22 protein-coding genes are annotated in these 21815 nt (G+C 67.0%); all 22 read right to left on the reverse strand.

The annotated features are described in order from the left end of the window. Nucleotides 1–24 precede the first annotated feature (24 nt). Entirely contained in the window at nt 25–645 is a 621-nt protein-coding gene (locus V5A20_RS02130) for a flagellar basal body-associated FliL family protein (RefSeq protein ID WP_332315202.1), read from the reverse strand. Next, nucleotides 579–1352, reverse strand: coding sequence for an OmpA/MotB family protein (locus V5A20_RS02135; RefSeq protein ID WP_332326618.1), 774 nt, complete (start codon nt 1350–1352; stop codon nt 579–581). The genes V5A20_RS02130 and V5A20_RS02135 overlap by 67 nt, the downstream gene beginning before the upstream one ends. A 50-nt stretch (nt 1353–1402) precedes the next feature. Further along, nucleotides 1403–2218 carry a motility protein A gene (locus V5A20_RS02140; RefSeq protein ID WP_332315204.1) on the reverse strand — a complete coding sequence of 272 codons (816 nt, stop codon included), beginning with the start codon at nt 2216–2218 and terminating at the stop codon, nt 1403–1405. Nucleotides 2219–2342: 124 nt separating this feature from the next. Then, nucleotides 2343–2741: a hypothetical protein gene (locus V5A20_RS02145; RefSeq protein WP_332326619.1), complete on the reverse strand. Its 399-nt coding sequence runs from the start codon at nt 2739–2741 to the stop codon at nt 2343–2345. A 151-nt stretch (nt 2742–2892) separates the two neighbouring features. Next, entirely contained in the window at nt 2893–4773 is a 1881-nt protein-coding gene (locus V5A20_RS02150) for a methyl-accepting chemotaxis protein (protein ID WP_332326620.1), read from the reverse strand. Nucleotides 4774–4864: 91 nt separating this feature from the next. After that, nucleotides 4865–5254 (reverse strand): hypothetical protein, encoded by a 390-nt coding sequence (locus V5A20_RS02155; protein ID WP_332315206.1) that lies wholly within the window; start codon nt 5252–5254, stop codon nt 4865–4867. A 126-nt stretch (nt 5255–5380) separates the two neighbouring features. Continuing rightward, on the reverse strand, nt 5381–6052 hold the full coding sequence (locus V5A20_RS02160; RefSeq protein WP_332326621.1) for a lytic transglycosylase domain-containing protein: 672 nt from the start codon (nt 6050–6052) through the stop codon (nt 5381–5383). 85 nt (nt 6053–6137) lie between these two features. After that, nucleotides 6138–7214, reverse strand: coding sequence for a protein-glutamate methylesterase/protein-glutamine glutaminase (locus V5A20_RS02165; RefSeq protein WP_332315208.1), 1077 nt, complete (start codon nt 7212–7214; stop codon nt 6138–6140). Between the two features lie 45 nt (nt 7215–7259). Continuing rightward, nucleotides 7260–9161: a chemotaxis protein CheA gene (locus V5A20_RS02170; RefSeq protein WP_332326622.1), complete on the reverse strand. Its 1902-nt coding sequence runs from the start codon at nt 9159–9161 to the stop codon at nt 7260–7262. Between the two features lie 68 nt (nt 9162–9229). Next, the gene (locus V5A20_RS02175; protein WP_332326623.1) at nt 9230–10192 is read right to left on the reverse strand and encodes a hypothetical protein; all 963 of its coding nucleotides are present in this window, start codon (nt 10190–10192) and stop codon (nt 9230–9232) included. A gap of 54 nt (nt 10193–10246) precedes the next feature. After that, nucleotides 10247–10618, reverse strand: a complete 372-nt coding sequence (locus tag V5A20_RS02180) for a response regulator (RefSeq protein WP_332315211.1) — start codon at nt 10616–10618, stop codon at nt 10247–10249. 88 nt (nt 10619–10706) lie between these two features. Further along, nucleotides 10707–11579: a CheR family methyltransferase gene (locus V5A20_RS02185; protein WP_332315212.1), complete on the reverse strand. Its 873-nt coding sequence runs from the start codon at nt 11577–11579 to the stop codon at nt 10707–10709. Between the two features lie 44 nt (nt 11580–11623). Further along, on the reverse strand, nt 11624–12136 hold the full coding sequence (locus V5A20_RS02190; RefSeq protein WP_332315213.1) for a chemotaxis protein CheW: 513 nt from the start codon (nt 12134–12136) through the stop codon (nt 11624–11626). Between the two features lie 147 nt (nt 12137–12283). Then, nucleotides 12284–13615 carry a flagellar hook protein FlgE gene (locus V5A20_RS02195; RefSeq protein ID WP_332326624.1) on the reverse strand — a complete coding sequence of 444 codons (1332 nt, stop codon included), beginning with the start codon at nt 13613–13615 and terminating at the stop codon, nt 12284–12286. A 176-nt stretch (nt 13616–13791) separates the two neighbouring features. Next, a complete protein-coding gene (locus V5A20_RS02200) occupies nt 13792–14193 on the reverse strand; it encodes a TIGR02530 family flagellar biosynthesis protein (protein WP_332316034.1) in 402 nt (133 codons plus the stop codon). A 47-nt stretch (nt 14194–14240) separates the two neighbouring features. After that, nucleotides 14241–14954 (reverse strand): flagellar hook assembly protein FlgD, encoded by a 714-nt coding sequence (locus tag V5A20_RS02205; RefSeq protein WP_332316035.1) that lies wholly within the window; start codon nt 14952–14954, stop codon nt 14241–14243. A gap of 67 nt (nt 14955–15021) precedes the next feature. Next, nucleotides 15022–16023: a hypothetical protein gene (locus tag V5A20_RS02210; RefSeq protein WP_332326625.1), complete on the reverse strand. Its 1002-nt coding sequence runs from the start codon at nt 16021–16023 to the stop codon at nt 15022–15024. Nucleotides 16024–16976: 953 nt separating this feature from the next. Beyond that, complete coding sequence (locus tag V5A20_RS02215) at nt 16977–17633, reverse strand: kinesin (RefSeq protein WP_332326626.1); 657 nt, start codon at nt 17631–17633, stop codon at nt 16977–16979. Between the two features lie 20 nt (nt 17634–17653). Next, on the reverse strand, nt 17654–18115 hold the full coding sequence (locus V5A20_RS02220; RefSeq protein ID WP_332326627.1) for a flagellar export protein FliJ: 462 nt from the start codon (nt 18113–18115) through the stop codon (nt 17654–17656). Between the two features lie 170 nt (nt 18116–18285). After that, nucleotides 18286–19617 carry a FliI/YscN family ATPase gene (locus V5A20_RS02225; RefSeq protein WP_332326628.1) on the reverse strand — a complete coding sequence of 444 codons (1332 nt, stop codon included), beginning with the start codon at nt 19615–19617 and terminating at the stop codon, nt 18286–18288. A gap of 33 nt (nt 19618–19650) precedes the next feature. Beyond that, a complete protein-coding gene (locus tag V5A20_RS02230; protein ID WP_332316040.1) occupies nt 19651–20592 on the reverse strand; it encodes a FliH/SctL family protein in 942 nt (313 codons plus the stop codon). Nucleotides 20593–20655: 63 nt separating this feature from the next. Further along, a complete protein-coding gene (fliG, locus tag V5A20_RS02235) occupies nt 20656–21786 on the reverse strand; it encodes a flagellar motor switch protein FliG (protein WP_332316041.1) in 1131 nt (376 codons plus the stop codon). Between the last annotated feature and the right edge of the window lie 29 nt (nt 21787–21815).

The raw sequence follows: 21815 nt of genomic DNA on the forward strand, positions 1-21815 counted from the left end.
GCGTCCCCGCGCCCGTGGCCTACATCACTGCAAAACGAATTCCGTAAAGTAGACCCGGTCGACCGTTTCCTCCTTGAGAATCCCATTTGCCTTATCGCGCAGGGCCTTTTTCAGGCCGTCGCGTCGTTCAGGATCGGACAGCTCTTCGACCGTTCGCTCCGACAGCAGCCGCAGCACGGCATCTTTGATGATGACTTTCTTTTTCTCCAGCTTTCTTTTTCCTTCGGGGGTTCCTGTTTCGAAGGCAATACTGACGGCCAAATACCGGTTGCCCTGCGACTGCGCGGGATTGACCACAAGCCCTTCTAACTTCGAAAGGGCGCCGAGCGTTTGGGACTTTGTCCCCCCGTCGGCGCCTCCCCCCACGAACGGAAGGGCGCCCGCAATCTGGTCGGCGTACGGCACCGATCCGGGCGTTCCGACCGTCTCCCCCACATAGGGAATCGACCGGAGCGTCTTTCCCACACCGCCGTAATCGGCATACGTAACCCCGACCCCCGCGACCCCTGCAAATCCGAGCGTGATGGCCAGCAGCAGCAGGAAGTGACGTTCGATAAGCGTCGACTCGCCGTCCCCCGTCACGGCTCCGTCTTCGCCGTCCGATTCGGGAATAGACGCGTCGACGTCGTCTGATCCTTGTCCCATGAGCTCCAGTTGAACATGATTTCTACACGACGATTCTGGGCCCGTCCCTCTCGGGTTTCGTTGGAGGCACGCGGGCGGGTGGACCCGTACCCGGTCGCCCGGAGGCGGGAGGGGTCGTAGTCGGGGGCACTTTCTTGCAGAAAACGTACCGACGACGCGGCCCGGGCCGTCGACAGCTCCCAATTCGACGGGAACCGTTCGGTGTCGATCGGGCGATTGTCGGTGTGTCCCTCCACGACGACCGACCCCACGTCTTCGTTGAGCAGGTTGGACAGCTCGCGCAGCACCGTCCGGGACGGCTCGATCAGGCGGGCCTGCCCGGTCCGAAACATCAGGGAGTCGGCAATGACGACGTGAATGCCGTCCTCCGTCAGGTTTGCCTGAATCTTGTCCCCCAGCCCGCGCGCTTCGATCTCGTCGAGGAACTGCTCGTATTTCTGCGAGCGCTGGCGCGTCTCGGTGGAGGCCGACGAGTGATCGGAGGGGACCACGGACTTGCTTCCGGCGAACATGCCGGGCTGCCGCTGGAAGTTGCTGATCGCGTCCTTGAACTTCTTCATCCGGATCTCCGACATGGAGATCAGGAGGACGAAGAAGGTCACGAGGAGCGTCATGATGTCGCCGTAGGTCGTCATCCAGAACGGCGCCGTCGGCATGTCGTCGCCGTCGTCCTCACCGGGGCCGGAAGAGGGTTCAGCGCTGCTCATGGAAACGCAGGGAAGCCCAAAGTATCAGAAGAGCCCGAACGATTGAATGGCTATGCGGCGGCCGTAGCGGTCTGGGGATCGGTGGCGCCCTCCGTCGCCGCCTCGTCCGCCGTCGCCTCCCCCTCCTCCCCGTCCGGCAGGAAGCCGAGACGCTGCTCGATCATGCGGGGGCTGTCCCCCCGAGCGATGGCGAGGACCCCTTCACGCACAATGTGATGGGCCTTCGCGCGGCGCTTGTTCTGCTTTCGGGCGCGGTTGCCGAGCGGCAGAAACGCGAGGTTCGCGAGGACAGCCCCGTAGAAGGTCGTGACCAGGGCGGTCGCCATGCCCGAGCCGATCTTGCTCGGGTCGTCGAGGTTGTTCAGCATCTGAATGAGGCCAATGAGGGTCCCCACCATGCCGAACGCGGGGGAATAGGTGCCCGCCTTCGTGAAAGCGTCGGCCACGAGCTGATGCCGGCGCCGCTTCTCCGCGATGCGCTGGTCGAGCAGCTCCGCAATCTCGTCTTCCCCCATTCCATCGACGGCCCGTTCGAGGCCGAAGCGGAGGAGGTCATCGTCAATGTCGTCGAGGTGTTGGTCCAGCGCGAGGACCCCCTCCCGGCGGGCGGTGCGGGCCATGTTGCTGACCTGATCGAGGTGACGCTGGAGCGACGGCGGGTTGAACGTGAAGATCTGCTGGGTCATCCCCGGCAGGCGTTTGAGGTCCTTGAACGAGTAATTGATCACCACGGCCGCGGCCGTGCCCCCGGCCACCACCAGCAGCGAGGCCGGGTCGAAAAACTTCCCCCACGTATTGCCGACCAAGATGGACCCGGTGATAAGGGCGAAGCCACTAACCAGACCGATGAAGGCCGATTTTTTCATGTCGCTTCCGTTTGGAGAACGCCGTCAGGAGAAGGTGAGTCGGAAAGAACCCCGGGCGCCGCCCCGGAAAATCGTGCCGCCCGCACGGTCTCCGAGCAGATGCTGGCGCCTGCGCCCGCCCCGCTTAGTCGGGCCCGTCCGGCCTCGTGGACGAGGGCGTCCTCAGCGGGCCTTCGGCCTTCTCCGACGACGATGGCTGGGGGCCGCGCAGCGTGTCCGGCGATGCCCTCGCCGCCCCCCGGTACGCACAGTCCTGCTGCGGCTCCCCGAGCGCAACGAGCCCGACGAAGTGGTGGAGGAGGAGAAGCAACCTCGACCGGGCCCACGCCAGAAGGGCGAGTGGGGCAGGGGGGCGCCCGGCCGGCAGGAGCGTCGCGCACGCCGGCACGGACCTCGTGCTCCCACCCCCCGTCCAGGGAGGAGACGGGACGGCGACGGTGCCGAGGGTCGCGACGGCCCCGAGGGACAGGATATGCCTCCCCACGGGGACGGGCGGCCAACGGCCAAGAGCAAAACGGTTCATGATGCGAGACGGGAAGCAAAAGGGATCCGGCGCACCTGTGGTTATCGGCGCGTCGGAGCGCTCCTTAAGCATCTCGGGGCCCGCCGCTCCCTCGTTGGAGTCCGTTTCGTGCGCGGAGGGCCGTGGTGGGGGAGTCGGCCTGTGCCCACCGCTAGGCGGCCCCGACCGTCGTCCCACTGCGGCCGCCCGCAGACACAGTCCGGGTGGACGCCCGGGCGGAGCTCGCCGTTTCGGAGACCTCAAACTGCTCGATGAGGTCGCTCAGGGCCTCGGCCTGACGGGACATGTCGTCGGCCATTTCCACCAGCTGGGTCGTCGAGTTCGACACGTCGTCGGCCACCCCAGAGATGGACTCGACGCTCTCGGCAATCTGGCTCGTCGTGGCCGACTGCTCCTGGGTCGCCGCCGCGATCTGGTCGATCGTCGTCGCCATGTCGTCGATGGAGGCCGTAATCTCTCCGAGCGCCTCCGACGCCTCCTCGGTGAGGGCCAGCCCGCTCTCCACCTCGTCGGTGCCCTTGTCCATCGAGGTCACGACCTCGTCGATCTGCGCCTGAATCTGCCCAACCACGTCCGAGATCTCTTGGGTGGCGGAGGTGGTGCGCTCGGCCAGCTCGCGCACCTCGTCGGCCACGACGGCGAACCCCTTCCCCTCCTCCCCGGCGCGCTGGGCCTCGATGGCCGCGTTGAGGGCCAACAGGTTGGTCTGATCGGCAATGTCCTCGATGACCTGCACGATGTCGCCGATCTCGGCGCTCGCCTCCCCGAGGGCCGACACCTTGTCGGACGACGCGTTGACCACCTTCACGATGCGCTCCATGGCCTGGGTGGTACGGTCGAACACCTGCTCGCCCTTCTCCGCGAGCTCGGAGGCATGGCGGGCCTTCCCGTTGGTCTGCTCGGCGTGCTCGGACGAGGACGCCACGGTCGACGACATCTGCTCCACGGCCGCCGCCACCTCCGTCGTCTGCTCGGCCTGCTCCTCGGTGCCGGCCGACATCTCTGCCGCCGTGGAGGCTGTTGTCTCCGCCGCCGTAGAGAGCTGACTGCTGGCGGCCTCCACCTCCCGAATGAGATTGGCCAGCTGCTCGATCATCGCGTTGACCTGCTGCATGAGCCGGCCCACCGCGTCGTCCTCCGTCACCGTCAGCCGCTGGGTCAGGTCGCCCGCCTCCACCGCCGACAGCACCTCGGAAATGCGGTTGAACTGCTCGCGCAGGTACGCCTGCTCCTCCTCGGCCTCGTGCTGCAGCGTCTCGGCCTTCTCCAGGGCCTCCTCGGCCTGGGCCGACTTCTCTTCGAGGGCCTCCGTCGTCTCCCGGCTGGCCTCCACCATCGCGTTGAAGGCATCGGCGAGCTGGCCGATCTCGTCCTTCTGGTCCGCCTCCACCTGCACGTTCAGGTCGCCGTCGCGCACCCGGTTGGCTGCCTCCCGAAGCGCGTTGACGGGCCGGGCCACGGTGCGCCGCAAGACCATCACGATAAACACACCCAGCAGCCCAATTCCTACGATGATGCCGCCCGCGAACAGGTAGCTCGTCTGCTTCGTCTCCTGCAGCATGTCCGGCGGCATCACCGTGAGGATCGACCCGAACTTCGTTCCGTTGCTCACCACTTCCGAGCTCGTCACCAGCGCGGACGTGCCGGCGGTGGTCTCCATCCAGCGACTCGTCTCGCCGTCTTCCTCGGTCTCGATCCCCTCCGTCAGGGACGGCAACGCGTCCTCCAGCCCGTACGAGACGATCAGGGCGCCTTCCGGCCCGTAAACTCCGCCCGCAAGCGCGGCACTGCCGTCTACGGTCCGCTTGAGGGTTCTTTCAAGGGCGGTTTGGTCGCTCATCTTAAACTCTACGATGGACTGCTGTCCCATCGTCTCGGCCATGAGGTGCCCGCGCCGCTCCACCTCACGTTCCGTTTGGTTGAGGGAGTGAAGGACGAAGGCAAGGAACAGCAGGATAAAGCCCACGGCCCCGATGGACAGAAGCAGGATGAAGCGGGGACCGAGGTTGAGATTCGAAAACCGCAAGGACATGTATCGAGACGTCAAGCAATGCGCCAGCTACCGGAAGGAGGAGACGGCGGAGCGCACCGCGGCCTGCGACACGCTCCGAGGGGAACGTGCATCAGTTGGCCGCTGCGATGAGCTTGGCGTTTGATTGGTGCTCTTCCGGTACCTTGAGGGCCGTGGCCTGTCCCGGCTGCTCGTTCAGCAGAATCTGGATCGACCCGTTGTTCTCTTCAATGGTCACGGACGCCCCGGCATCGGCCCAGTCCCGGCTCGGTGCCACCGGAGGGAGGCCACGCTTCCAGATGAGCCGGACCCGTTCGAGGTCCGGGCGCATCGTATTCGGGAAAAACATCTGCTGCACCAGTCCGGCGCTCGGGCCGGTCGCCGCGCTGGGAAGAGCGTCGGCCGGGCCCGGGTCCGCCGGAGAGCGGGCCCCGATAAAGACCGGCGTGGCCCCCGCGGCGGGAAGGGCAACAAGAAGAGGGAGGAGGGCAAGAGTACGCATGCGCATGCTGAAAGGAAGCCGAACTCGGGAGGAGCGTCGAGGAGACCACACTTCACCCGTAGACATCGGCGGCGACCGGAGACCTTTAAACTGGTGCGCAGGGGCTTCTCGCAGCGTTCGGGCCTACTACCCGCCCCGGCGCTGAAAGAACAGATAGAAGGCGTTCACGCGGCGGATGAGCTCGACGGTTTCCGCGTAGGGGGGCGTGCCGCGGTGCTGGCGCACGCGTTCCGGGCCCGCGTTCCAGGCCCCCACCGTTCGGGCCAGGTGGTCCCCGAACTCCGCGTTGTAGCGGTCCAGCAGGTAACAGCCGATCAGGATGTTGAGGGCCGGGTCTTTCAGATCCCCGGCCGACACATTGCGAAGGCGCTGCCGGTCGACGAACCGAAAGTCGTAGCCGGTCGCGTGGAGCGCACGGGCGGCCCGGCGCCCCGTCTCGGGCCGGATCTGCATGAGCCCGACGGCCCCGGCCGACGAGACGACCCGCGGCCGAGCCCCGGACTCGGCCGCGATCAGGGCCCGGACGAAGTTGGTGTTCAGGTTCACGCCGCGTCGGGTGTACGCCAGGCCCGAGAAGTATTGGACGTACGACTCGTAGTCTCGGAGTCGGCGACGGGTCGAGCGGGCGGGCGCTTCGGGCCGTGCGTTCTGGGCGACCTGTCGCACGTGCTCGCCCACGTGGGGACCGCGTTGTGCCCATGCGGAGGGCGCAAACGCCTCACTTCCCAAGGCGGCAAGGAGGAGTACTCCGCCGACGACGACGGGACAACCCGGGAGGCGGAGAGGGGAGGGGACCATAACGAATCGGATTCACTGAGCCACGACCGTCCGCCCCTCTACTGCACAAACAGCGTGCCTCTGCCTGATTGGGACGGGTCGCGTACTACGGCCGGGCGGGGGCCCCCACTGCGTTCTGCATCGCGCCCGCCAGGGCGTCGAGCGCGAAGACGTCGTCCGCGAGGCCGGCCTCCGAGACAACCCGGGGCATTCCGTACACCACGGACGTGTCCTTGTCTTGGACATACACCGTGCCGCCGCTGTCCTTGACCTGCTGTACGCCCTCCAGTCCATCGCTCCCCATGCCCGTCATTACGAGGGCGAGCACGTCGTCCCGACATGCCTCGACGGCGGACTGAAACATCACATTCACCGAAGGACGGTGGGCTTCGTCCCGGGGCGTGTTTGGGGTTCGGGCAACGAGCATGCCCTCGCGGCGCTCGAACGCAAGGTGCCGATCCCCCGCGGCGATCACCACCTGCCCGGCCTGGAGGCGCATGCCCTCGGCGGCCTCGGCCACGTCCAGCGCACTGAGGGCGTCGAGGCGGTCCGCGAGCGAACGCGTAAACTGGGGCGGCATGTGCTGCACCACCGCCACCGGCACCGGAAAGTCGGCGGGGAGGTCGGGAAGCACGTGCTGGAGCGCCATGGGCCCACCCGTGGACACCCCGATGACAGCCAGCTCGTAGGAGGCTCCGGCGCGCGGGGCGGCAGAAGCGGAGCGCCCCCCCTTCCGGGCCTCACGGGCCCCACCCGCCGTCGCAGCGTCTTCCTCGAAGAGCTGGGCGTCCGACTGCGCAAGCGCCCGCACCTTTTCAACGAGCTTCGACTCGACATCCCCGGTGCGGAGGGTCGCCGTGGAGCCGCCCTTTGGCACAAAATCGGCGGCCCCGGCCCGCATCGCCTTGATCGTGACCTCCGCCCCCTTTTCGGTCAAGGAGCTCAGCATGAGGATGGGCCGGGGAGACGTCTCCATGATGTGACGGACGGCCTCGATGCCGTTCATCTTTGGCATCTCGACGTCCATCGTGACCACGTCGGGCTCCAGTCGTCGCGCCTTCTCCACCCCGTCCACCCCGTTGGCGGCGGTGTCCACGACCGTCATGTCGTCGGCCCGCTCGAGGATTCGTGAGATGGCCTTCCGCATTACCAGCGAATCGTCAACAACGAGGACTCGGATCATGGCGGACGCAGAAACGGTGGGGGACACGGCTGTGATGAACGGGGGCTACGCCGAGGGGGCGGCCGGCGGGCCCTCCGCATCGACGGCGTCGGGGGTCTCGTCTCCGGAGATGGCTTCCTCCTTCTGAATCAATTCGCCGACATCGAGCACCATAATGACCTGCCCGTCGCCCAGGATGGTGGACCCGGCGATCCCCGACACCGACTTGAGGTAGTCGCCGAGCGACTTGATGACGACCTCCTCCTGGGAGATCAGCTCGTCGACGACCAGGGCGGCGCGGCGGTGGGCCACGCTCACGATCACGGCGTACGCGTCGTCCCCCTCCGCGAGGCGGTCGGCGCGCTGCCCCCCGGCGTCCGGAGACTGCACGTCCAGCACCTCCCCGAGCCGCATCACAGGAATCACGCGGTCCCGGTGCTCGATAACCTCCCCCTTCTGGATCGTCTCCACCATGCCCGGCTCCAGGCGCACGGCCTCCGACACGGCGTAGAGCGGAACCGCGAAGGTCTCCGTCCCGGCGCGCACGAGCATGCTCTGCAGGATCGCGAGCGTGAGGGGGAGCTTCAGCGTAAAGCGCGTCCCCTCTCCAGGGGTGGACTCAATGTCGATGGTGCCGTTCAGCTCGGCCAGGTTGGTCTTCACCACATCCATCCCCACGCCGCGCCCCGACACCTGTCCCACCTCTTCGGTGGTCGAAAAGCCCGGCCGAAAAATGAGCTGGTACGCCTCGGTGTCGCTCAGGTCCTTGGCCTCGTCCTCGCTCAGAACGTTCTTCTCAACGGCCTTCTGCTTCAGGGCGTCCGGGTCGAGCCCCGCGCCGTCGTCGGCGATCTCAATGATGATGTGGTTGCCCGCGTGCGACGCCGAGAGGTGAATTTCGCCCCGCGGGTCCTTTCCCTTCTCCTTCCGCTCCTCGGGCGGTTCGATGCCGTGGTCCGCCGCATTGCGGACGAGGTGCAGGAGCGGATCCCCGATCTCTTCCACCAGGGACTTGTCCAGCTCCGTATCCTCCCCCTCGACCGTCAGGTCAATTTGCTTGTCGAACTCGCGGGCCAGGTCGCGCACGACGCGTGGGAACTTGCCGAAGACCTGCCCCACCTCCACCATGCGCGTCTGCATGATGGCACTTTGCAGATTCGTGGTCGTGTAGTCGACCTTGTCGCTCGCCTCTTCCAGCTCCGTGAGCAGCGAGCCGAAGCGAGGGGTGTCGTCCGCGCCCGACCGTGCGTCGTGCTCGGTGCGCGCCTCGGTGATGAGTTGGAGGAGCCGGTTGCGCCCCAGTACGAGCTCGCCGACCAGGTCCATCAGCTGGTTGAGGCGACTTACCTCCACGCGGATGGTGTCCGGCGCCGTGCTGTCCGACCCGCTGTCGTCCCCGTCCTCCGCCCCCTCGGAAGAGGTCGAGGCGTCGTCCGATGACGTGTCGGAGGCTCCGTTGTTCGAATCGGTCGACACGAGTTCGTCGCCTCCTTCTGCCACGCCGCCCCCGGCCCTGTCCGCCGCGTCCGGGTCCGGGAGGGATGCCGCGCCCGCCTCGAACGTCCCCTCGTTGATCGCCTCCAGGGCATCCAGGACGGGCTCCAGGTCGAGCGGCTCCAGCTCCCGGTCGATGACCTGCTGGGTGAGCACCTTCATGTGATCGAAGGCGCACAGCATCACGTCGGTCATGGCCGGCTCGAAGTCCACCTCCTGGTCCCGCATCGCGTCGAGCACCTCCTCGAACCGATGCGCAAGTGTGCTGAGCTGCTCCAGGTCCAGGAAGCCCGCCGTGCCCTTCACGGTGTGCACGTCCCGAAAGACGCTATCGACGAGCTCTTCGTCTTCGGGCGTCTTTTCGAGCTGCAAGAGATCGCCCTCGAGCCCGTCGTAGATCTCCGTGGCCTCCACCACGAAGCTCTCGACGATCTCCTGCATGCTGTCGTCGTGTAGGGGGTGTTGTTCGTCCATGGGACCGGAAACAGATTGTGCGCCGTGTGAAGAACCAGGGGCCGCGGGGGGCGCATTGGGCGCGGGCCCTACTGAAAAAGCTCGTCGATCTCCTCCTGGGAGGCCGCCTCGCCCCCCTCATTGCCCCCGTCGGGGCTGTCCCCGCCGCCGCCGTCGAACATCTGGTCGATATCGGACTGTGAGGCCGCCCCGCCCCCGTTTGCGGACGCGCCGTTCGGCGCTGCGGGCTGCGACGACGTGCCGCCCGGCCCCCCTCCGTTCTCTCGGCCCGCCGGGGCGCCCCCCTCGTTGCCTGCCATCAGGTCGTCGGCCATGCGCTGCTTGTCGCCGGAGCGGTCGTACTCGGCGTTCATGTTGAACGTCGCCGTGCGCGAGGGCTCCGCGGATGGGGCCTCCTCGCGATCGGCCTCGCCCGTTCCAATCCGGGTGAGCAACGCGTCAATCCGGTTGCGGACCGTTCCGATCAGGTGGTTCACACTGGAGAGCTGCTGCTCCGTGATGTCCTGCATCTGCAAGGACATCATGATCTGGTTCATCCGGTCCCGGATGGGGGACAGGGAGTCGCGGGTCTCCTGAAGCTGGCCCGCCCACTCGTCTCGCAGGTCTTGCTTTTCGTCCTGGATGCGCGCCACCTCATCCACCAGCTCGTCGTGCTCCTCCCCGAGTTCGTCCCGAAGCAGGGTCAAAATCTGATTGTCGGCCTCCGCTTCTTCGGCAAACTGATCTTCGAGCGTCGACAGCTGGTCCTCGATGCTTCGGAGGTCCTTCAGCACCTCGTCGGAGTGGTCGAGAATCTCGCTCGTGGCCACCTCCGTCGCCTCCGTCACGCTCTTGAGGTGCTCGGTCGCGCGCTCCATGTGTCCGGACCGCGTCCGAATGGTGGTGTTCACCTCTTCGAGGAGGACGGTGATGTCCTGGACGAAGTCGAACAGTTCGTCCAGGAAGGGCGCAAAGCGGCGGCTGAGGACGAAGATGGCCTGCAGCTCGTCGAGCTTGTCCAGAAATTTTTGGACCTGCTGGTGCGATGACATAGCGGAACGGCAAAAACTGGGGACGGGTCAGAGAAAAGTGGGGGACGAAGGGGTCTACGCAACCGCTTCGAGGCAGCTGTCGACCTTCTCCTCGAGCACCTCCGGCTCGAAGGGCTTCACGATGTAGTTGTTGACCTGCGCCTTCATGGCCGTCTTCACGTCCTCCTTCATTCCGCGCGTCGTGATCATCAGGATCGGAACGTCGGCGTACTCGGGGTGATCTCGGATGTTGGCGGTCAGGTCCACCCCGTTCATGTTGGGCATATTCCAGTCGGTGACGACGAAGTCGGGATCGGCGTCCTCAAGCTTCCCCAGCGCATCCTCGCCGTCCTCGGCCTCCACAATGTCGTCGTAGCCGATCTTCTGGAGGGCATTCCGGATGATGCGAAGCATGGTGGGAGAGTCGTCGACAATCAGAAACTTCATGGGCACGGCAGGGGATTGGAGTAAAAAAGGAACGCGTGAGGGTGAGCAAAACGCGGTTGGAGCGGGTCCTGTAAGTCCAAGGGAAGGGCTAAGGGGAGGGCGATCCATTCGTGGGGCGCTGGTAGGCGAGGGCACTTTCCATCCGGATCGGCTCCAGGGGAATGTCCAGCCCGCCCAGGGCCTCCGATCCGCCGACGAACAGGTAGCCCCCCGGGCGCAGCGACCGGTACAGGCCTCGGAGCACGTCTCGCTTGGCCGTTTCGTTAAAGTAGATGAGCACGTTGGCGCACATGATGAGGTCGAAGTTTCGCATCGTTCGCCGGTCCCCCTCATCGGTCAGGTTGAGGGCGTGAAAGTCGACCATCTCGCGGACGGCGGGCTTGATCACGAACGTGTCCCCCGAGCGGTCGAAGTACGTGCGCAGGTAGGACGCCGGCACATTGCGGACGGCCCGCTGGCGGTAGCGCCCCGTCCGCGCCGCCTCGAGCACCTCGGTGTCGATGTCCGTTCCCACGATGTGGAAGTTCATCTGCGGGTGGCGCGGCTCCAACACCTCCCGGACCAGAATGGCGAGCGAGTAGGCCTCGTCGCCGGCCGAGCAGGCCGCACTCCAGATGCGCATCGTGTTCGCCCGCTCCTGCTGGCGTCGCCGGACCAGTTCGGGCAGGATCGACGCCTCCAGGGCCTCAAACTGCGACGGGTGCCGGAAGAAGGCCGTCTCGTTGATCGTCACCGCATTCACCAGCTTCGCGATCTCGCCGGTGTGGTCCTGCTCCAGGCGGTCCGCGTACGTCTCGAAGTCGGGGAGGCCCTGCGCCAGGAGCCGGGACTTGACGCGACTTTCGAGGAGGTATCGTTTTCCGTCGGGAAAATCGAGGCCGGCCTGCTCGCGAATGATGTCCCGCAGGCGATCGAACGTCTTCTTCGAAAGCGTCGCCTCCGCTGCGTTCGACCGTTTCATGCGTACCTCCTCTGGGGGACCTGCTGGGGGCCTGCGAACACCGATTACGCCGCGACTTGGGCGGCGGGCTCCGCCTCGTCGTCCTCCATGCCCTGGAGGGCCTCGGCCTCCTCCTTGGAGAAGATGCCGCCCAGGTCCAGCAGGATGAGCAGTCGCTCGTCAAGCTTCGCCACGCCCCGCAAAAAGTGCGTGTCGATGTTGACGGCCAGGTCGGGGGCCGGCTCGATCGTGCTCTCCTCCACGCGCAGGACCTCGCGGACCGAGTCGGTCACAAACCCGACCGTCTGGTCCTCCAGCTCCACCACCAAGATGCGCGTGTCCTCGTCCGGGTCGCGCTCCGGAAAGCCCAGGCGCGTGCGCAGGTCAATGATGGGGAGGATCCGGCCGCGCAGGTTGATCACGCCCTCTACGAAGTCGGGGGCGTGGGGCACGCGGGTGATGTCGACGGGGCGGATGATCTCCTGGACCGTCAGGATATCGACCCCGAATTCCTCCTCCGCCACGATGAAGCTGACGAACTGGCGGACGTCTTCGGTTTGAGAGTCTGATTCGCGCATGGAAACAGATCGGGGCGGCAGTGAAAGAAAAACGCAATTGTTGCAATTCACTCTTCGTTATCGGCGGCCGCGGTCGATTCTTAATCCGGCTCGGGGCCCGTCGGCGTCACGAGACCCCGAGCTGCGCGGCGCCACGAGGGCGTTCGCCTACCGCTTGAGCTGGACGGTCTGGTTCAGGACCTCGTCCGCGGTCGTGATGATCTGGGCGGAGGCCTGGTAGCTCCGCTGCGCCCGAATGAGGTCGGAAAACTCCTTCGAGAGGTCCACGTTGCTCGACTCCAGCGACCCGGACACCACCGACGTCTGCAGGTCCCGGCCGGCCTGCCCGAGCTGCAGGTCGCCCGACGCGCTGGTCGTGGTGAAGAAGTTGTCCCCCTGCTGCTCCAGGCCGTTCGGGTTGTTCACATTGCCGATCGCCAGCTGGAAGAGCTGGTCCTGGACGCCGTTGGTGTAGTTGAGCTCCAGCGCCCCCTCCGGCGTAAACTGAAAGCCGGCCAGCTCTCCGGAGGACCGCCCGTCCTGGCTGGTCACGGTCGTGGTGGTGGAGCCGGAGTACTGCGTCACTGACCCGCCGTTCTCGTCTCCAAATGCAAGACTGAGGGTTTCGTCGCTCCCGTCGTCGTTGATGTCCCAGTTAAAATCGGCTTCGAAGGTGCCGGGGTTGTTGGGGTCGACGGAGGTCCCGTCGACCGAGGTCACATTGCCATCCGCGTCAAACTCGAGTGTGTTGGGGCTCGGGCCACCAGGGGGGTCAAGGGGGGTTCCTTCCCCGTCCTTGATCGTAAACTCCCACTCGTCGGTCCCATCTCCCTCGTCGCGGCTCTTGGTGCGCTCAAAATCCACCGTGAGGGACTTCGATTCTCCTTGGTTGTCATACACGACTGTGGAGATGCTGGTCGTCTCTCCGGGACTTCCTCCGTTGGTTGACAAGTCGGCGGAGAGGTTTCCTCCGATGGAGACGTTCTCCGTCACCTTGGCAGAGGACTGGGCGTTGGGGTCGAACTGAACGTCCTTCAACTCTCCGGTCTGCAGATTTCCGTCATCGCCGAACTCCCAGCCCTTCACGTTCAGGCCGTTGGCCGTCACGAGCTCGCCGTTCTGGTTGAACGAGAAGTTGCCGGCCCGCGTGAGGCGGCGCTGGTCGCTCGCCGCTCCGCTCTTGGGACTGGCGACGAAAAAGCCGTCCCCGTTCAGGGCGAGGTCGGTCTTGATTCCGGTGTCGTTGAGCGAGCCCTGCCCAAAGTTCCGGTCGATGGAGGCGACCGAGACGCCCCGCCCCACCTTCGACGGGTTGATGGCCGAGCCGCCCGCCGTGCGCCCGACCCCCAGAATCGACTGGCCGAGCTCTTCGCTAAAGGCCGCGCGCTGGCGCTTGAAGGCGGTGGTGCTTGAGTTTGCGATGTTGTTGCTGACCGTGTCGAGGCGCGTCTGGTGGCTGCGAAGGCCGGAGACGCCGATGCTCAAAGACTGAAGACTCATAAGGTCTCAGGGGGTTGGTGTAGAAAGAAAGCGTCGAAACGCGCGCAGCGTCGGTCGGTCGGCTGCGCACCGGCGTCCCGTGCCCCGTCCCGTAGGGGACAATCCCATGAGGGACAAGACGTGGGTCCCGCCGGAAAGTACTCAAAAAGCGATTCGCAGAGTGTATCGTGAGGGAGCTAGAGCCGGACGGCACTGTCAATGTCCGTGAAGACCCGTTGCTGCATCTCGGTCTGGTCGAGGGCCGTGACGACGGTCCGGCTCGGCACGTTGACCACGAAGGCGGCGTCCTCGCGGAGGACGGCCGCGTCCTGGGCCCCTTTGTCGTCGAGTTCGGTCATGGCGTCGGCAAGTTCTTGGCGCTGGCTGGCGTCGAGCGAAATGTTGCGCTGGGCGACCCGCTGCTTGGCATGCCCGGAGAGTTCAATGTCGTCCGTCTGCTCCTGGGCGGCCTCCAGGTGGTCGGCAAACGAGGCCTCGTCCGTGTCCGTGGGCGGCCCTTCGGGCGACGCCGGGTCTTGTGCAGGCGTCTGCCGGAGCGCGTCCGGCGAGACGCGGCCTTGTCGCTGGTGGACCGTCATGGGGTGGCAAGTTGCCCATCAAAAGCATCGACGAATGCGTTCGGGGGCTACTGGGCCGCGATGCTCTCGACGCGCCCCATCGACACCTGGGCGCCGCCGATCCAGAGAGACGTCCCCCCGTTCTTCAGCGTTACGCGGTCGACCGTGCCCTCCAGTCGCGCGGTCCCCTGGATGGTGTCTCCGCCCCCACTCGTGGCGCTCACGTCCACCGAGTACGTGCCCTCGGGCACCTGCCCGCCGCCGTCCGCGGTGCCGTCCCACGATACCTCCGCCGATCTCGACACGTCCTCGAGGGTCTGCGTGTGGACCGCGTTGCCGCCCGCATCGCGGATCGTGACCGTGGCCTCGGCGGCGGGGCGCTCCAGGTCGAGGCCAAAGGTGGCCTCCCCCTCGCCCGTCCACTGCATGGTGTTGCCGGAGGTCTCCACCGTGCGCCCGATGAGGTCAGTCGCAATGCTGTCATTGATGCTCTGGGCGAGGCCGTTGTTGCTGCTCTCCTGGTTCTCGATCTGGGAGCTAATGTTGTTGAGCTGCTCCACAGAGCTGAACTGGGCCAGCTGCGCGGCAAACTCGCGTCCCTTCATCGGGCTCGACGGGTCCTGATTCTTGAGCTGCGTCGTGAGCAGCTTTAGAAAGTCATTTTTGCCAAGGTTGGCCGAGGTGGCCTCCGAGAGGCCCCCGGCTCCGTTTTCGCCAGGTTCCTCCGACGAGGCGGAGGCGGGGCGGCTCGTCTCCGTGGGCGATGCAAGGGATTCAATCATGGCTGGATGAGCGCGTAAGAAAAATGGAGCGCGAAGCGATATTGAGAACGCCGGTGTACCGGCGGGCCTAGCCGACCCATTCGCGGCGACCGCGGCTGCGGAGGGAAGCCGTCCCGGTCGCTTCCTCGTCGGCGGTATCGTCCCCCCCCATCCGTGCCGAGGCCCGGTCGGCCCTCGTTCCGTCCGGCCCCTCCCGGTCCGACTCGTTCGGGTCGCCCCCACTGAAGGAGAGATCAACATCTGTGCCGTACTGGGACTGCAGGGCTTCCTGAAGCTGACGCGCGTTGGCCGTCACCTGGGCCTGGACCCGAGTGTCGCTGAAGCCGACCGACACGGCCGTCTGCTCTTGTCCCTGCCGGGCCTTCACGGTCATCGTGCCCTTGTCTTCGCCCAGCGACATCTCTAGGGCCTTCCACCCCCCGGCAAGCTCCGCCGTGCGTAGGGGCCCTTGCTTGGCCGCGTTGAGCCACGCCGACGGCATCGTGCGGGGCGGGGCCGACTTACCGCCGGATCGTCCGGTCGACTGGGTTGTCGCGGTGTGTCCATTGGACCCGGAGGTGCTGGCCGACTTTCCGTCCGTCCCCTGCGTGCCGCTGCCCGTCGAGGCGCCGTCGCGCGTCAGGGACGCACGCAGCGTCTGGGCATCGGACTCCCCGGACGTATTCGTAGAGGAGGACGCGAGGGCTTGAAACCCGGGGCCATTCTTCGTCCCTCGTCCCTGCCCGCTCTGTCCTTGTCCGTTCTGGCCGGCGCCCTGCCCGTGCGATCCTCCCTTCTGGTGGCCCTGCCCGCCCTGCTGTCCGGCCCGTCCCCGTGCCTGTCGCCCCCTGGCTTGTCCGTCCCGTGTCGTGCGGGCCGAGCGTCCCTCGCCCGGGGCCTCCCGAATGGCCTCGCGCCCACGTCCGGCGTCGGCGGCTCGACTTTTCCCGGAGAAGAGGGCGGCCGCCCTGCCCTGGGCGGACTCTTTTCCAGGGCTCCCTTTGTTCGCGGAAGCAGCGTCCGCCCCTCGCCTGGAGGAGGCTTCTGGGGACCGGCCGGCCTCTCCTCGTACCTGTGCGTCCAGATTCAAACCATTCGTGGCGGACTGCCGCCCTGCTGTCCGGCCCGCGCGGCCCGGGCCCGCCTCGGACGGGGTGCTCCCTTCGCCCCCGCTTCGGGCACCACGCTGGGCCGCCTGGGACGGCGATCCTGAACGCCCTCCATTCGGCATCTGCTTCGCAACGGTTTTCCCCTTCCCCGATGCCTGCCCTTCCGTCTTCGGTCCGGCCCTTCCATCCCCGCCCCCCCTCGCCAGATTCTGCACTTGCTTTCCCCGATTGCCCTCGGCCCCCGACGACCGCAGGGCGCTTGCGCTCGTCCCACGCGGCTGTCCCTGCTTCACACCTTGCGGACCACTGGTTTTGGCTCTGCTCATTCCCCGCACGAGGAGGACCGTCCGTCTTGCCCCTCCGGACTTCCTCGCCCGCGACTGGGCTCCTGCCCCGCGTGAGCGCCCCGGTTTCCCCTGCTGCTCTCCGCCGCGCGCCCCTTCACCGACCTTCTGCCGGAGATTCCCGTCTCCCCCCATAACGAGAAGGGGCATTCGCTTGACTATGCCTGCCGAGGCCGACGGGGCCGCTCTCTTCTCTCCTTCTTTCGTCGCTCCGTCTTCTCCCACAAGCACAACCTTCATCTGGCCCTCTCCTTTTCCGTCCACGGTTCGCAGAAGCCCTCCCTTCAGCAGCGACGCGACCTCTGCCTCGCCCTTCACCGCCTTCATCTCCAGGCCCGCGCCTCCCTCGCCCCCCGCCATGAGGCGCTGGATCGCCTGCTGCCCGTTGCCTTCCGCGCCGTCTCCGGACGCGCGCTGCACACCGGACAAGATCGCAGGAAAGCCAGTGGGGGCCGTCTTCGCCGTGTCTCCGGCGGAGGCCTGCGTGGCGGCCGTCTCGGCCGGGGCTGCGGAGCGAATCGGATGCATGATGGGTTCTGCCCGTTGCGGGCTCAATTGAAATTGAACAGTCCACGGAGCCGGGAGGCGTCCTACCGGAAGGGAGAGGCCCCCGCCGTCCCCCTTTCGGACGGGGCGTCCGTCGCGGTCGTGTCGTCGGAGGCATCGTCGCCCCCGATAACGTCATTCACAAACTGTGCCGTTCGCTCCGCCGAGATGGACTGGAGCAGCTGTGTTCGCGTCCGGCCCGAGGTTCGCTGGTACAACTCCCGGAGAACCTTCATCTCCACGTCGGCCAGCACGGTCGCCAGCTCCCGCTGGCTCATGCCCAGCAGGGCATCCTTCAGTTCGCCGACCTTCGCCTCCCGGCTCTCCAGGGACGCGACGCGTTTGCGAAGGGTCGTGGCCTCTTTCTCGGTCGTGCGGAGCCGCTCCCGGAGGGTCCGGAGCGAGTCCTGGAGGCGGGCGACGACGGTCAGGGAGTCGCGGAGCCGCTGGACGGCCGGGGCGGGCCCGCCCGTCGTATCGCGGGCCGGGCCGCCGGTGGAGTCGCGGGCCGACGGGGTGGCAGTCGTATCCGTCGCCATCGCGGCCTGCTGGGTCGTGTCGCGCCCGGCCGTGGCAAGGCTGTCGGCGAACGGCCCCATGGCCTCCGGCGCGATGGATGGCATCAGCAGGTACGCCCCGAGCAGGGCGACCACAAAGGTCCCCAGCGCCGCACCGGCAAGAAGAAGCGTGTACTTGATCACGGTCGCCTACGGGGTCGTCTCTACAGTAGCGACAGGGCCTCGTCGGTGCGCTCATGCCGAATCACCGCCTGCTCGTCAAAGAAGGCCTCACTCGCCTTCTCCTGTTCGTGGTCGTGCTGGTCTTTTTCCTGGCTTCGCAGCTCCTCCAGGGCCTCCTCCCCCTGTCGTCGTTCTTGGAGCTCGGCGCGGGCCCGCTCCACGCGCTCTCGGCCGGCCTCCACGGCTTCCCGGAGCTCGTCCACCGTCTGGCGCGCCTCTCGGCGGAACGCGTCGGCCTGCTGAATGCGGGCCGGGTCCTGTCGGCGCGCCGCTTCCATTCGGCGCCGGCACTCTGCCAGGCGGGTCTGCGCCCGCTCCAGCTCGGCCTCCTTCTGCTCGAGTGCGTGCTCGGCGTCGGCGAGGGCCTGGCGGGCCTGTTCGGTCTCGTGCCGGCGCAGCTCCAGCACTTTCTGCAGTGAGAAACGGAACTTCTTTCCGGGCATCGTTCGGAAGCGGCTGTGATTGAATGCGTGCAGAAAGGGCGCCCTCGGCATGGTTTCCACCGCGGGGTCTGCCTGCGGACCCACAGCGCCACGCCCGGCGTGGGACCGCCTCCCCCGGCATCCATTCTATGACTCAAACTCCCTGCCACGTCCACCGGGGCGCGGGGCGGTTACTCCGGGATGTCGTCCAGCAGCTGGCGGAGCTGCGTCGAAGGGGGCGGGTCCGGGGGCGGCCCGTCCACGGACTGCTGCAGGAAATCGGCCAGCGCCGGGTGGGCCTCGACGGCGCGGTCCGTCTCCGGGTCGCTCCCCGCCTCGTAGGCCCCCACGTTGATCAGGTCCTCGACCTCCTCGTAGGCGGAGAGCAGCTCGCGGGCCTCCTGGGCGGCGGCCTCGGCCTCCGGGCTCGCCACGCGCGGCATCACGCGGCTGACGCTCTGCAGGACGTCGATGGCGGGATAGTGCCCCGCCTCTGCCAGCTCGCGCGACAGGACGATGTGCCCGTCCAGGATGCCGCGGGCCGCGTCGCTGATGGGCTCGCTCATGTCGTCCCCCTCCACGAGCACCGTAAAGATGCCGGTGATCGTGCCCGCCTCCGCGGGGCCCGCTCGCTCCAAGAGCCGGGGCAGCAACGCGAAGACGCTGGGGGGGTAGCCCCGCCGCGTCGGCGGCTCGCCCACGGCCAGCCCAATCTCACGCTGGGCCTGCGCCACCCGCGTGATCGAATCCATCATGAGGAGCACGTCCTGCCCCCGGTCGCGGAAGTGCTCGGCGATCGCCATCGCCGCACTGGCCGCCTTCACGCGGCTCATTGCGGCCTCGTCCCCCGTCACGGCCACGAGCACCGATCGACGGAGCCCCTCCTCCCCCAGGTTGTCCACGATAAACTCGCGCACCTCGCGGCCCCGCTCCCCGATGAGGGCGATGACGTTGACGTCGGCCTCCGCCCGGCGGGCAATCATGCCCAGCAGCGTGCTTTTTCCCACCCCGGAGCCCGCAAAGATGCCGGTCCGCTGGCCCTTTCCCATCTTCAAGAATGCATCGATGGCCCGGATGCCCGTGGAGAGGGGCGTGTCGATGAGGGGACGATCCAGGGGCGGCGGCGGGTCGCGGTGAATGGGCTCTCGGGCTTCGGTCTGGAGGGGCCCCTTGCCGTCCATCGGGCGCCCCCCGGCATCGATGACGCGACCCAGGAGGGCCGGCCCCACCGGGGTGGTCATGCCCTCGTCGGCGGGGCGGATCAGACAGCCGGCCTGCAGGCCGTGCGTCTGCTCCATCGGCATGAGGACCGTCGTGCTCTCCTTTACGCCAACCACCTCGGCGCGCACCGTGCGCGTCTCGCCGCCCTCCTCAACGTAGATGCGACACATCTCTCCCACCGCCGCGTCCAGCTCGCTGGCCTCTACGAGCAGCCCCACGACCGACGTCACCCGGCCGTAGCGACGGGCCGGGACGGTCGTCTGCTGCACATGGTCGATTGAGCGCGCGAGTGTGGAGGGCATGGGGCGGAATGTGTCGGGGAAAACAGCAGGGGGCTACTCACGGTTCGGGGCCGCGTCGGGCGCGTCCGAATCGGTGTCGGAGGTCGAAAGGGCTCGCCCCAGCTCGCTGCGGAGCGTCTCCAGGACCTCGCCTCGCAGCCGCCGCACGACGCCGGTGGGGGACGCGACGCTCCAGTCCCCCTCTTCAAAATCGGGCTCCGGCTCCAGGGTGAGGCCGTCGAAGTTGTCGTTCAGCCGCTCGATGAGTCCCGATTCTCGGACCCGCTGGCAGTCGACCGGATGGAGCCGGATCGTCACGGGCGGGGTGCTCGCCAGTTCGGTCACGGCCTCGACCACGGCCTCCTCGGAGGCCTGTCGCATCGTCTCGGTGAACGGCGCGTCGACGATCGCCTCGGCCAGGCTGAGGGTCAGCTCCACCATCTGCGACTCGGCCTCGTCGATGTACGTGTCCCAGCACTGCTCGAACCGGGTCGTGTCCTCGACCAGCTGCTGCTGCGCCGCCTCGAGCTCGGCGCGCACGGTGGCCTCCGCCTCCGCGTAGCCGTCGTCGTACCCGGCTTCGTACCCGTCGTCGTGGCCCGCCTCGTACCCCTCGGCCCGAGCCGCCTCTACCTTTTCTTGAAGGTGCTCCCGCCACTCGTCGTCGGTCCGCGTGGGGGCGGGGCCGGCCTCGTGATCCTCGGGCCCCTCCGGCGTCGAACCGTCGTCTTCGGCGGAGGGCGCCGGCGCATCGTCGGAGGCCTCTCGGGCCTCCACCGCCTCCGGCCGTACGGTCACCGGCTCGGACGACCGGCCCGCCTGGCCCGCTCGCAGGACGCGGCCCTGGGGGGCCCCGGCGTCCGGCGCCGCCGCGTCGTCCTCGTCCGTCTCCACCTGCTCGGCGGGGATCCGGTCGGCGCCGTCCGCAAGCACCTCCTCATCGAGCGAGACGGACGTCACGTCCGACGTTTCCGCGTTTTTGATGATACGTCCCATGCAGTGGGTGCCTCGATGATGCGACAGAACATGATGCGACAGAACGGGGAAGGGCGGGCAGGCCTACTCGATCACCGCCTCCTCGGAGGCGCGCGACAGGGCGATTTCCTCCTTCTCCTCGAGCTCCTGCGCAATTTCCAGGATGCGGTGCTGGGCCTCCTCCACGTCGCTGACGCGGACGCGGCCCAGCAGCTCGATTTCCTCCTCGAGCGCCTCGGCCACCCGGTCGCTGACATTTTCCATGACCTTGTCCTGCAGCTCGTCGGAGGCGCCCTTGAGGCCAAGGGCCAGGTCCTCCTGGTCCACCTCCATGAGCAGCTTCTGCAGGTCCTCCGCCCGGACCTGGGTCAGGTCGTCGAAGACGAACATGAGGTTCTTGATGTCGGAGGCCAGCTCCTCGGAGCGGTCCCGGATGCTGTCCAGGATGCTCTTCTCCGAGGAGCGGCTCGTCGTGTTCAGAATCTCGGCCACCTGTTCGATGCCCCCCATTGTGCTCGTCTCGGCCCCAATCACGGACCCCAGCTGGTTGCGGATTACCTCCTCGATGTCGTTGATCATTTCGGGGGAGGTGTTGCCGATCGTCGCCAGGCGGTAGATGATTTCACTCTGGAGCTCCTCCTCCAGCCCCGCAATGATTTGGGCCGCCTTCCGGGGGTTCAGGTGCGCGAGAATGAGGGCGGCGGTCTGGGGGTGCTCCCGGCGGAGAAAGCTGGTGAGCTGGTCCGTCTCGACCGTCTGCAGCAGGTGAAACGCCGAGACCTCCATGGCCGCCTCCACCCGCATCATGACCTCCTCGGCCCGGCGGTTGCCCAGCGCCTCGTTGAGCACCTCCCGCGCGTAGTCCACGCCGCCCTGCGTCACATAGTCCTGGGCGCGGGCGACGTCCCGATACTCCAGAAGCACCTCCTCCACCAGGTCGCTCGGCGCGTTGCGCATCCGGGCCACCTCCACGGACACCTTCTCCACCTCCTCGTCGTTGAGGTGCTTAAGCACATCGCTGGCCGTGTCTACGCCGAGGGCAATGAGGAGGGTGGCGGCCTTCTGCGCGCCCGTAAGGTCCTCCGGATCGTCGGGAAGGGCGGTGCCCGGGGCTGCCTCCGGGCTCGCGGCCATGGCGCCCGCCTCGCCCCCCGGGCCGGACGGGTCCGTGGGGGTCGTCGGCTCGTCGGAAAACGGAGAAGCAGGAGATCCCATGGTCTTTAGGCAACTGCGTCTATGAGAAA

Source organism: Salinibacter sp., assembly GCF_036626415.1.
Lineage (GTDB): Bacteria > Bacteroidota > Rhodothermia > Rhodothermales > Salinibacteraceae > Salinibacter.

What these genes read in the sequence shown, in the direction of transcription:
- V5A20_RS02130 (WP_332315202.1), bottom strand. Translation starts at nt 645, where the DNA reads ATGGGACAAGGATCAGACGACGTCGACGCGTCTATTCCCGAATCGGAC.
- V5A20_RS02225 (WP_332326628.1), bottom strand. Translation starts at nt 19,617, where the DNA reads ATGCCCTCCACACTCGCGCGCTCAATCGACCATGTGCAGCAGACGACC.
- V5A20_RS02165 (WP_332315208.1), bottom strand. Translation starts at nt 7,214, where the DNA reads ATGATCCGAGTCCTCGTTGTTGACGATTCGCTGGTAATGCGGAAGGCC.
- V5A20_RS02155 (WP_332315206.1), bottom strand. Translation starts at nt 5,254, where the DNA reads ATGCGTACTCTTGCCCTCCTCCCTCTTCTTGTTGCCCTTCCCGCCGCG.
- V5A20_RS02220 (WP_332326627.1), bottom strand. Translation starts at nt 18,115, where the DNA reads ATGCCCGGAAAGAAGTTCCGTTTCTCACTGCAGAAAGTGCTGGAGCTG.
- V5A20_RS02160 (WP_332326621.1), bottom strand. Translation starts at nt 6,052, where the DNA reads ATGGTCCCCTCCCCTCTCCGCCTCCCGGGTTGTCCCGTCGTCGTCGGC.
- V5A20_RS02190 (WP_332315213.1), bottom strand. Translation starts at nt 12,136, where the DNA reads ATGCGCGAATCAGACTCTCAAACCGAAGACGTCCGCCAGTTCGTCAGC.
- V5A20_RS02145 (WP_332326619.1), bottom strand. Translation starts at nt 2,741, where the DNA reads ATGAACCGTTTTGCTCTTGGCCGTTGGCCGCCCGTCCCCGTGGGGAGG.
- V5A20_RS02180 (WP_332315211.1), bottom strand. Translation starts at nt 10,618, where the DNA reads ATGAAGTTTCTGATTGTCGACGACTCTCCCACCATGCTTCGCATCATC.
- V5A20_RS02205 (WP_332316035.1), bottom strand. Translation starts at nt 14,954, where the DNA reads ATGATTGAATCCCTTGCATCGCCCACGGAGACGAGCCGCCCCGCCTCC.
- V5A20_RS02140 (WP_332315204.1), bottom strand. Translation starts at nt 2,218, where the DNA reads ATGAAAAAATCGGCCTTCATCGGTCTGGTTAGTGGCTTCGCCCTTATC.
- V5A20_RS02195 (WP_332326624.1), bottom strand. Translation starts at nt 13,615, where the DNA reads ATGAGTCTTCAGTCTTTGAGCATCGGCGTCTCCGGCCTTCGCAGCCAC.
- V5A20_RS02150 (WP_332326620.1), bottom strand. Translation starts at nt 4,773, where the DNA reads ATGTCCTTGCGGTTTTCGAATCTCAACCTCGGTCCCCGCTTCATCCTG.
- V5A20_RS02135 (WP_332326618.1), bottom strand. Translation starts at nt 1,352, where the DNA reads ATGAGCAGCGCTGAACCCTCTTCCGGCCCCGGTGAGGACGACGGCGAC.
- V5A20_RS02230 (WP_332316040.1), bottom strand. Translation starts at nt 20,592, where the DNA reads ATGGGACGTATCATCAAAAACGCGGAAACGTCGGACGTGACGTCCGTC.
- fliG (WP_332316041.1), bottom strand. Translation starts at nt 21,786, where the DNA reads ATGGGATCTCCTGCTTCTCCGTTTTCCGACGAGCCGACGACCCCCACG.
- V5A20_RS02200 (WP_332316034.1), bottom strand. Translation starts at nt 14,193, where the DNA reads ATGACGGTCCACCAGCGACAAGGCCGCGTCTCGCCGGACGCGCTCCGG.
- V5A20_RS02185 (WP_332315212.1), bottom strand. Translation starts at nt 11,579, where the DNA reads ATGAAACGGTCGAACGCAGCGGAGGCGACGCTTTCGAAGAAGACGTTC.
- V5A20_RS02170 (WP_332326622.1), bottom strand. Translation starts at nt 9,161, where the DNA reads ATGGACGAACAACACCCCCTACACGACGACAGCATGCAGGAGATCGTC.
- V5A20_RS02175 (WP_332326623.1), bottom strand. Translation starts at nt 10,192, where the DNA reads ATGTCATCGCACCAGCAGGTCCAAAAATTTCTGGACAAGCTCGACGAG.